15 protein-coding genes are annotated in these 7,950 nt (G+C 45.4%); 1 reads left to right on the forward strand and 14 read right to left on the reverse strand.

Going from position 1 to position 7,950, the window contains the following annotated elements:
- Nucleotides 1–19: 19 nt before the first annotated feature.
- From ACRC32_RS25250 to ACRC32_RS25270, 5 genes are all read right to left on the reverse strand, one after another.
- Complete coding sequence (locus tag ACRC32_RS25250; RefSeq protein WP_438556551.1) at nucleotides 20–397, reverse strand: hypothetical protein; 378 nt, start codon at nucleotides 395–397, stop codon at nucleotides 20–22.
- Complete coding sequence (locus ACRC32_RS25255; RefSeq protein WP_438556552.1) at nucleotides 381–824, reverse strand: hypothetical protein; 444 nt, start codon at nucleotides 822–824, stop codon at nucleotides 381–383. Before ACRC32_RS25255 ends, ACRC32_RS25250 begins: the two co-directional genes overlap by 17 nt.
- 186 nt (nucleotides 825–1,010) lie before the next feature.
- A complete protein-coding gene (locus tag ACRC32_RS25260; protein ID WP_438556553.1) occupies nucleotides 1,011–1,691 on the reverse strand; it encodes a DUF559 domain-containing protein in 681 nt (226 codons plus the stop codon).
- Nucleotides 1,691–2,470, reverse strand: coding sequence for a hypothetical protein (locus tag ACRC32_RS25265; RefSeq protein ID WP_438556554.1), 780 nt, complete (start codon nucleotides 2,468–2,470; stop codon nucleotides 1,691–1,693). The genes ACRC32_RS25260 and ACRC32_RS25265 overlap by 1 nt, the downstream gene beginning before the upstream one ends.
- On the reverse strand, nucleotides 2,470–3,111 hold the full coding sequence (locus ACRC32_RS25270) for a hypothetical protein (protein ID WP_438556555.1): 642 nt from the start codon (nucleotides 3,109–3,111) through the stop codon (nucleotides 2,470–2,472). The genes ACRC32_RS25265 and ACRC32_RS25270 overlap by 1 nt, the downstream gene beginning before the upstream one ends.
- 204 nt (nucleotides 3,112–3,315) lie before the next feature.
- Here ACRC32_RS25270 and ACRC32_RS25275 point away from each other — a divergent pair, with 204 nt between their 5' ends.
- Nucleotides 3,316–3,465, forward strand: coding sequence for a hypothetical protein (locus tag ACRC32_RS25275; protein ID WP_438556556.1), 150 nt, complete (start codon nucleotides 3,316–3,318; stop codon nucleotides 3,463–3,465).
- 136 nt (nucleotides 3,466–3,601) lie between these two features.
- On the opposite strand, the gene ACRC32_RS25280 is transcribed toward ACRC32_RS25275, so the two are convergent.
- Genes ACRC32_RS25280 through ACRC32_RS25320 form a run of 9 tightly spaced genes read right to left on the reverse strand, consistent with a single transcriptional unit; the run spans nucleotide 3,602 to nucleotide 7,710 of the window.
- The gene (locus ACRC32_RS25280; RefSeq protein ID WP_438556557.1) at nucleotides 3,602–3,901 is read right to left on the reverse strand and encodes a hypothetical protein; all 300 of its coding nucleotides are present in this window, start codon (nucleotides 3,899–3,901) and stop codon (nucleotides 3,602–3,604) included.
- Nucleotides 3,894–4,364: a response regulator transcription factor gene (locus tag ACRC32_RS25285; RefSeq protein WP_438556558.1), complete on the reverse strand. Its 471-nt coding sequence runs from the start codon at nucleotides 4,362–4,364 to the stop codon at nucleotides 3,894–3,896. Before ACRC32_RS25285 ends, ACRC32_RS25280 begins: the two co-directional genes overlap by 8 nt.
- A gap of 2 nt (nucleotides 4,365–4,366) precedes the next feature.
- The gene (gene dcd / locus ACRC32_RS25290; protein WP_438556559.1) at nucleotides 4,367–4,879 is read right to left on the reverse strand and encodes a dCTP deaminase; all 513 of its coding nucleotides are present in this window, start codon (nucleotides 4,877–4,879) and stop codon (nucleotides 4,367–4,369) included.
- Nucleotides 4,876–5,106, reverse strand: a complete 231-nt coding sequence (locus tag ACRC32_RS25295) for a DUF1653 domain-containing protein (RefSeq protein ID WP_438556560.1) — start codon at nucleotides 5,104–5,106, stop codon at nucleotides 4,876–4,878. Before ACRC32_RS25295 ends, dcd begins: the two co-directional genes overlap by 4 nt.
- Entirely contained in the window at nucleotides 5,103–5,444 is a 342-nt protein-coding gene (locus ACRC32_RS25300; protein ID WP_438556561.1) for a hypothetical protein, read from the reverse strand. Before ACRC32_RS25300 ends, ACRC32_RS25295 begins: the two co-directional genes overlap by 4 nt.
- Entirely contained in the window at nucleotides 5,441–5,869 is a 429-nt protein-coding gene (locus ACRC32_RS25305) for a hypothetical protein (protein ID WP_438556562.1), read from the reverse strand. Before ACRC32_RS25305 ends, ACRC32_RS25300 begins: the two co-directional genes overlap by 4 nt.
- On the reverse strand, nucleotides 5,866–6,219 hold the full coding sequence (locus ACRC32_RS25310; RefSeq protein ID WP_438556563.1) for a hypothetical protein: 354 nt from the start codon (nucleotides 6,217–6,219) through the stop codon (nucleotides 5,866–5,868). Before ACRC32_RS25310 ends, ACRC32_RS25305 begins: the two co-directional genes overlap by 4 nt.
- A 4-nt stretch (nucleotides 6,220–6,223) precedes the next feature.
- Nucleotides 6,224–7,423, reverse strand: a complete 1,200-nt coding sequence (locus ACRC32_RS25315) for a phosphoadenosine phosphosulfate reductase domain-containing protein (RefSeq protein ID WP_438556564.1) — start codon at nucleotides 7,421–7,423, stop codon at nucleotides 6,224–6,226.
- On the reverse strand, nucleotides 7,420–7,710 hold the full coding sequence (locus tag ACRC32_RS25320) for a hypothetical protein (protein WP_438556565.1): 291 nt from the start codon (nucleotides 7,708–7,710) through the stop codon (nucleotides 7,420–7,422). The genes ACRC32_RS25315 and ACRC32_RS25320 overlap by 4 nt, the downstream gene beginning before the upstream one ends.
- Nucleotides 7,711–7,950: the final 240 nt, after the last annotated feature.

Genomic DNA, 7,950 nt, shown 5'->3' on the forward strand with positions numbered 1-7,950 from the left:
GGTACGAATAGCTTGCATCTTAAAATAGCTCCAGTTCAAGTTGACGGTTAACCGGAGCTAGCGCCCCTTTCTTGTGTAATTGTGAAGCGACGTTTGCGGAAGGAATACTCCTCCCGCAAAGCTCGCGCGCGATCGCTCCTCCAAGTTCTGATTCTGTTAGCTGCCAATCATCGCAGAACGACTCGATATCGATTGACGGAGTTGATGTGTTGTAAGAAAGCTTGAGGGCGAAGTAGACATAAGCCTTACCTGTGACAATACCCATCTCCTTAAGTCGCATCAGTTCTAAGCGATTAAGGGGTAGGGTTGCGTTATCTACGAGAGATTTGGGGGGGAAGGATTCCTCCCCAAACTCTCTCAAATTGTTAGGGATGGAAACGTTAGCTACTAATTGCATTGTTATTTACCGTAAAGTACAAAAATCGTCGTTTATGTTTAGGGTCGCTTTTGCAAACAATCACCCCGCTTTCAATCAGGTTCCGTAGCTCCCAAACCATTTGGGATGGGGAAATTCCTAATTGACATTTCGCCGTTACTGACCGGAAATTAATCCCCTGTGGCTCTTGGGCGATAACCGCACGAATAACCTGGGCATTGTCAATCGGTTCTGGTTTTTGACCTGGTTCAGAGCCTGGAAAATAGATAAGCCGAAGCCGATGGGTAGGGTCTAATTGTGAATGAATCAGTCCAAGTTCCTCCAGCTTCTTCAAATGCCCCCTCAACCGTTGCAGGCTAGTCCGTAAGGCTAGCTTTTGCCTTATGGCTCGCGAAGTTAGCCCAGATGACGGCGCTTGCATTACTATTTCCAGGACTGAGGAACGCATTAGGTTTCGTCCCTCCAAATCCAAAGCATTCCCTGGCAGCCCCGCATGGTTTCCTTGCAGCTAGGGCATTCGGAATATGGGAAAACCTCACCCTTGTTTGTTTCCCGCATAGACATCTCGCAAATACCAGAGCAGTAACGGCAGATGTTTACTGGCAAGCCGAAGATTTGATTGAGTTTGGGGATGTCAATCTGCATTTGCGGAACCTCTGTGAGTCTGCAAATGAAACGCCCTAAGCATTTCTAGAAACAAATCAACAACTTTTTCAGGATTGTTGTAGCACTCAGTAGAAGAGAATCTTTTAATAAACCAAATGCCGTTAGCATTCCAAATCATGTCTCTGGCGTGGTCTTTGGCTGCTGATTGGTGGTACATTTCTCCATCGCACTCCAAGATTCCCCAACGCCCCTCATGACAAATTAAAAAGTCTGCCTCTTTGTTTACTCGCTGGTAGTTATCCAGCAACCGACCCCTAGCATTCGGGAAATACAAAACCTTGCGCTGGTCTAGAACTTGGGCAACCTTCATCTCTGACTTGGAACGAAACCTTAATCCATTCCATTCGAGAGGAGCGCCTAGCCCTTGGTTGGTTATTTCCGATGCTAAAGTTTCAGCTTCAACCTCTGGCACTTCAAGCCGAATCTTAATATCAACCCGCAAGACGGATTCAAAAGCTGATTCTAATCTTGGTAAGTAAGGAGAAATTGCTTTAACTGTCGGCTGAGAATCTACTCGAATAGTTGCAGTTTTGGAAGGTAAATCAAACTCGGTTAACTCCATGAACTCAGATAATGCATTGCCAAGTTTTGTTTGCTCAACTATCTGCTTCCACAGAGCCAAAATATGTTTGTCAACAGTATCTGTCATTACAACGAAACCTCCCAATCACGGGCGATCGCACTCTCTAACGCCTTGTATTTGCACTTTATTTTGTTTACATCTTGTTTTTTGAACCAACCCAAAAATGCCAAAATTGAACGCTCGGCGCGGTCAGGCGGGACTTTCGCCAACATCTGCATGACTTGCTTCATCTTGGGATTTGGGATTAATTTGTCTCCGCCCCACACGTTTTTGTAAATGGTGAAAGTCTTTAACTTCTCTTCATACTTGTCGATCAATTGCTCTGCCATTAACGGAAAATCTGAGGCATCTTTTCGGAAGAATTCTTCTCCCGAAAAATGCCGTTTTTCTCCACCGACCTCAGTATGTGTAGTGTTTCCTGATGTATTTTCTGTAGATATAGTTGATGGTTCCAAATTGACACCATCGCTTGGTTCATCTTGACCCAAACGGTCAGGGCAATTTGACCCAATCGATAGCTGCAACGATTTCAAGCTTTCGTAGTCTATGCGGTAGTAGTTGGTATGGTTCCAGTCGCTCTTATCGTGTTGCTCAACCAATATAAGATTTAGCTCTTTTAATTTGGCGATCGCCCGCTTGACTGTAGACAGCGACAGAAAAGATAGTTGCTCTTGCCATTGCTTGTACGTGTTATAGATCCAGCGCACCCCGTCGATGACTTTGCCGCACTTCTTTTGCGTCCAATAATGAATCTGCTGAAGCAGCATCGCGGCTGTTGTACCTAATTTTTTTGCTAAGGCAGGTAGGACGGTTAACGGGTATTCCTTTGTTAGAAGTTTTGCCATTACTGCCACCCCTTATCAATTTCAAAGGTCACTTGAATGTCATATTTAGCGCAGGCTTCTTGAATTAAATTAAGTGTCTTTTGCTCTTGGCGATCAAACAAATGGATGCGTTTTTTATGGTTTGGGTAAAAACTCCCGTAAACTAAAACCTGCCCTATTGCTGCTTTCCAATCTTTGAAAGGTTTTACCTCTACTATCTCTATGTCGGTTAATAAGTCAATTCGACCAAGAGGCGTTTTAACTTCAGTTTTGCCTCCAACAATCGATTGAAGTCTAAACTTGATTCTTTTTTCAGGTTCACTGTATAAACCTACTAGGCTTCCACCATTCATACGCACATAGACTCGTTTTTCTACTAACTCGCGAAGCTCGGCGGACAGAGTCCTCTGCCCGCCAGACTTCGCTTGAATGTAGTTTTGGGGTGATTTGAGACGAGTTATGGCGACTCCATAGGCGATCGCTCGCTCCAGCGAGGGAAACTCAACATAGGCACAAAGAGTGGTATTACCTTCCTCTGACCATGTGAAATCTATACACTGATGTTGAAAGGCTAAGGTTTTTGCTAATTTCTGAGAGCTTAAGTCATCTCTTCTACAAGGAATTCTCATGCCATAAGCATTGATGCAAAATGAAGTCTTCATTACATCCCCAGCCATGTCTGCATAGGAAGGCAATGTGCTACAAGAGGTACACACTGTACCCCCAAAAATGCTATATTCATATGTGTTGGCTCTATGGGTTTTAGATGAATACAGCCGACAACTCCCCTCCCTGTTGCAATCAGGTGGGGGACCTATATCAGCTACATTAAATCTATTGTAACCCTTTTGTGGACACAAAAAACTATGGCTAGGGAAAAGATATATAAAATTAGATTGGATGAAGTGGAGCGCGAGCGTTTGGAGCGAGTTGCACAAAAGCATGAAATTCCACTGTCGCAGGTTTTTCGCGAATGGTTGAAAGCGCAGGACAAAGAAGCTGAAAGCGTTGCTTAAATCCGCGATCGCACTGACCTCCCAACGGGGAAATGCGCCTATAATATCCATAGGCATCCAAAACTTATTTGAAACTTTATTTGTTGCAGTCGCTATTTGGTGCATAATTACATCCGGTTTATTTGCTAGCCCCCAGTTATCGCTGGGGATTTTTATTTGAAAGAAAGGCTTTTTCTGCTTCTTCGTCTACAGGCTCATAAGTCAGCCTAAAGATTTCGTCCTTGACTGGGTACTTCTCTCCTTTAACCCCAGTCACGATCCAGTCACCAGGCGATACTAGGTGCGGACCTGCGCAAAGCTTGCTTTCCAAAGTAACGATATGTGGATCGAACTGTGTCTGGCTATTGGGTAAAGGTTGCAATACACCTGATACTGGACGATCTGGAAACCATTGCTCGGCGCTAATAGTTACTGGTTTTTTACGAAATTTAGGCATTATTTTGGTTACGGGCTTGTAGAAGTGGAAGAACAGTCAGCCGCAGAGGTCGTCTCTGTGGTTTGGTAAACTGATTATTTTCATTGGGCTGTAGAAGTTCTAGGATTTCTACCAAATCTTTTTTCAAGTCGTAATCGCTGGTGCGATCGATGGCATCAGACAGCATTAGGGCGGCTCTAAGGCGTTGCTGCTTTAGCCAAGTAATTTGGCACATAGGCGGGTTTGACGAGACGTAGAGCAATTCTGGGTTTTCCAGGACGAGACACGCTAACTGGTAGCGCGACTTAATGCCTAACAGATTGAAAATCGCGCTCATTTGACACGCCACGCCTCCTTCGGTTAGGAATACTTCGCGTGCGATCGCAGGATTAGATAGCCCCTGGCTCACTAGATAAGCAATTTGCTTTTGCCTGGGGGTGAGGGTTGGTAAGGAATTCTTTTGTAATGACGCTACAGCTTGCATACTTACCCCTTGCTAGCCTCGACAGTTGTCGCGCCGTTGTACCGCCCCGTCTCCTTGTAAGAGCAGTCAGGTACACCGCACGAGTGAAAGATTAGTTGTCCGATTAGCAGCCCTGGATACAGTGGCAAGCGGGTGTAACGGCACTCGTTGATTAATTCCAGGGTGATAACGCCAGAAAATCCAGGATCTAACCAGATTGCTAAACACTGATTCCATCCTTCACGGGCGCGGGAAGACTTCAACCTAAATTCCGCACCTATATCGGTGGGGATATTTACCGTTTCAAGAGTGCCAACTAAGATAAATTCTTTTGGCTGTAACCAGTAGGGCGCTTCCTTGGAATACTGGTTTAGGTTGAGCGATGACCACTCCGATCTATCACCGAACAAATATTCGACTATTGCCGATTCCCCAATTCGCACGTCGAGCGAGGCAGGATTGATTAGGGAGCGATCGCATGGGGTAATAAGGGAGCGATCGCACAAGTCACTGATTTGATGGTCAACTAGAATCAAGGCTTTTCCTCCCCAAGAAATTCAAAGCGGGGGACAGTTTTCCCCTCGTGATTTATCAAGTCCAAGAAATTATCAGCAGTCCTCACCCAGTCACCATGCACGTTGCCATAGACAATCAACCATTCCAAGGTTTCGCTATCTTGGGCAAGGCATTTAAGTCGGTAGACAGCCCCCTTGAAGTGCTTGTAGTATCCCAATCGGATAACTGGTTTTACTTGATAAGTCACTTTTGACCTTCCTTCGGCTGCAAATACAGATCGCTCTTCAACCAGCGATTTTCTTTAATTACTTGTCTTAGTGATTCGCTCAGATTTTGGCTATATTCCTCATACTCAGTTACTTTCTTGGTAAGAGCTTCAATTTCACGAACCAACTCCGTATTGACTGATTGCTCTTTTTCTAACTGCTCGTATAGCTCTTGTACGGTTCTTGGTTGCATCCTGAGATTGGCTAAAGGGATGTCGTTTGCCCAAGCGTTTACCAGCAGCAGAATTTCTGACAATTGTTTTTTGGTTAGCTGGGATAATTGGTTTGCGATCGCGCTATGTAATTCGTCTTTAATCAACTTGTTTTCTCCTTTACTTGCACCTTTGATGAATGACCGAGAATAAATCGCAACTGAGGTTTGTAAAACTGGGTGATTTGATAGATGTTGGTAAGAATACGCTCGATATCTGCTTTGTCTTGCGGTTTGAGAACTGGGCAAGCCTTAGAGTAGTTCATTTGTACCCACCTAAGTCCGTAATCGTCGATGAAGCAGATGGGGATAGCAATAGCGCCACCTGGAAGAAAATCAACCGTCAATTCGTTTCCGCTCCACCGAATGCCAACCTCGTCCACTTTGCGAGTGTGATGGATATTGAATTGGAGGATTATCCAGTTATTAGGAAGGTCGCGTTTGACAATCGTGCTAAATACCCTCCCTGGCGGCTCGGTCTCGTAGGCTTGTTTGATTCGAGTTATAAAGTCGAGTAGGAATGGTTGAGTCAAGCTGCTTGCCTTGGCATTTGCCAGTAGTGAGGTAGTGAGGGTTTCCATCGGGGAGTAATAAAATAGCCGCCGACGACTTGATAGCTTAAAAAATTTGGTCCTGCCCTCTGCCATTTGCCATCGATTTGCTGCCACGCCGATTCAAAACTGTGAGGTTCAAAACGCTCTAAGTCCTTATTCCAGAACAATCGGCAAAGCGGTCCTGATGTGACTTGGTAGAGCAAGGTAAAACCAGGGGTGTAAATGCGATCGCCTAAATAATCAGCACCGAGCGATTTGATGTCCTCATCGCTAAATAATCCTTGCTGGGCGTAAAACGATTGTGGTAGTGGCTCTACTTGCTTGCACATTGCATCAAAACAGGAGTAATTGTTTATTGCCGTTGGGGTAAACTTCGGGCAGCAGAATATCGCCGCGTGGCTCGTTTCCACTCCAGCCGTCGGGGAAGGTACGCAGCGCTATCAGTTCCCGAATCCTTGATTCTTCTTCGGGGTTGATAAGAGATATTAGGGGGCGATCGCACGCCATAGCTTTTGCATTTACCTCTGCCTGGATTTGCAAAATTTTTTCTAAAAAGTGCGATCGCGCCTCTAGGGTCAGCGGTCCCTTTCTCCCTGGGTTGGCTACCAATGAGCCATCCTTTTTCGTCTCAGTGCCATCTTTTTGCAGGCGGTTGGAAAATAACCGCATCTGCTCGTATATGAGGCGCAGGCGTTTTAGCTCCTCTAAATACGCCCATTGGGGTTGTTTGATTACCGCATCTAGTGCAGTATCTTTGGAGGCGAGAGGGCAGCCGATGCAGCCCGTACGAGCATTAATCTCCTCAGCTTCCTCTCCCCCATAAGCTTCTGCTACAGCACTTGTAGGAAATCCCAAAGCAGGTGCTTCAAAAGTAAGCCAATCCCATACCTGACATACGCGCCAATGCAAAATAGGAGCAAGGGTATCGGTTTGAGGTGCGGTCATAGTCTGGAACCAACCTTGCCCGCACTCAGACCCGTTTTTAGAGCAGCTAATTGATATACGTTGGTCGCGTACCGCGCTTTCGCCCTGGCGGACTCCAGTAAGCATTAATAAGCGAGAAAGAGAGCGATCGGCTGGTTCCAGACCTTGCCGCACATCCTCTAATGCTTTGGTCATAGGGTCAACTTTAATTTGCCGCGTACAATACCTGAGCGAATTATTATTAGGCGGCGGTACTCCCCGACCGAGGATATAAACTAAAAATCTTTTATCAAGGGGTGCGATCGCAATCTTTGCATTGAAACCACGCTTAGCGATTTCCTCTAATACCCCCATTGCCGAAGCATGGAGGGGCGGCAATTCCATCCTGGTATCGGCATAGATCGCAGTGAGGCTATGGGGGCGAGGTATCTGTTTTGTTTCAATTAAGTGCGCTACTACCGTTACAAGGGCTGTTGAATCCTTGCCCCCCGAAAACGCGATCGCCCAATGCTTATATTGCTTGCCATAGCTTAATAAACTCTGCTTTGTCAGTTCAATAGACCCTTGCAGCGTCAAGCGATCTTGTTCAAACAGACTCGCTTGTCTCATGCGACCTCCCCTGGATTTAAGTGGCTTTCCAGTTCAAGCGACGTTTCGGGGAGAATCTTCGCACCGATTGCTCGCGCCCGAATCACACCCGCAGCGTCTAAATACTTTTGCTTTTCATAAACCCAGCAATTATGTAGAACTTCGTTATGCTGACTTAATCTCGATATCTCTTGCCTTAGCAACCGATTTTCTGCTTGTAATTCTAAATATCTATCTATTGATATATGCGGAATTTCTTTGTCGGTTGTGTTAGGGAATACGTAGTTTTCGGCAGAATCGTGTATCATTAAATCAATAGACTCCATGAATGGATTAGAGCGAATAGCTCCAATGAATGGATGCGAATAGTTCTGATGAATGGATCGTTTTTGGAAGTCGCCGCGCTATCGAACTCTGGTCAGGGAGGTAGCGCGTTGAATTTAAGTTAGGTTGAATAAGTTTTTATTTAGGGAGGGTCAAGAGGTCTCTTCTGAGTTTTAGCTTATACATTTTATTAACTGTGCATTAATTATTTACTTTACTAATTC

Source organism: Chroococcidiopsis sp. (assembly GCF_051657925.1).
Lineage (GTDB): Bacteria > Cyanobacteriota > Cyanobacteriia > Cyanobacteriales > Chroococcidiopsidaceae > Chroococcidiopsis.

Excerpts from the sequence above, each read along its gene's own strand:
- ACRC32_RS25250 (WP_438556551.1), bottom strand. The coding sequence starts at position 397 with ATGCAATTAGTAGCTAACGTTTCCATCCCTAACAATTTGAGAGAGTTT.
- ACRC32_RS25255 (WP_438556552.1), bottom strand. The coding sequence starts at position 824 with ATGCGTTCCTCAGTCCTGGAAATAGTAATGCAAGCGCCGTCATCTGGG.
- ACRC32_RS25260 (WP_438556553.1), bottom strand. The coding sequence starts at position 1,691 with ATGACAGATACTGTTGACAAACATATTTTGGCTCTGTGGAAGCAGATA.
- ACRC32_RS25265 (WP_438556554.1), bottom strand. The coding sequence starts at position 2,470 with ATGGCAAAACTTCTAACAAAGGAATACCCGTTAACCGTCCTACCTGCC.
- ACRC32_RS25270 (WP_438556555.1), bottom strand. The coding sequence starts at position 3,111 with ATGAAGACTTCATTTTGCATCAATGCTTATGGCATGAGAATTCCTTGT.
- ACRC32_RS25275 (WP_438556556.1), top strand. The coding sequence starts at position 3,316 with ATGGCTAGGGAAAAGATATATAAAATTAGATTGGATGAAGTGGAGCGC.
- ACRC32_RS25280 (WP_438556557.1), bottom strand. The coding sequence starts at position 3,901 with ATGCCTAAATTTCGTAAAAAACCAGTAACTATTAGCGCCGAGCAATGG.
- ACRC32_RS25285 (WP_438556558.1), bottom strand. The coding sequence starts at position 4,364 with ATGCAAGCTGTAGCGTCATTACAAAAGAATTCCTTACCAACCCTCACC.
- ACRC32_RS25310 (WP_438556563.1), bottom strand. The coding sequence starts at position 6,219 with ATGTGCAAGCAAGTAGAGCCACTACCACAATCGTTTTACGCCCAGCAA.
- ACRC32_RS25315 (WP_438556564.1), bottom strand. The coding sequence starts at position 7,423 with ATGAGACAAGCGAGTCTGTTTGAACAAGATCGCTTGACGCTGCAAGGG.
- ACRC32_RS25320 (WP_438556565.1), bottom strand. The coding sequence starts at position 7,710 with ATGATACACGATTCTGCCGAAAACTACGTATTCCCTAACACAACCGAC.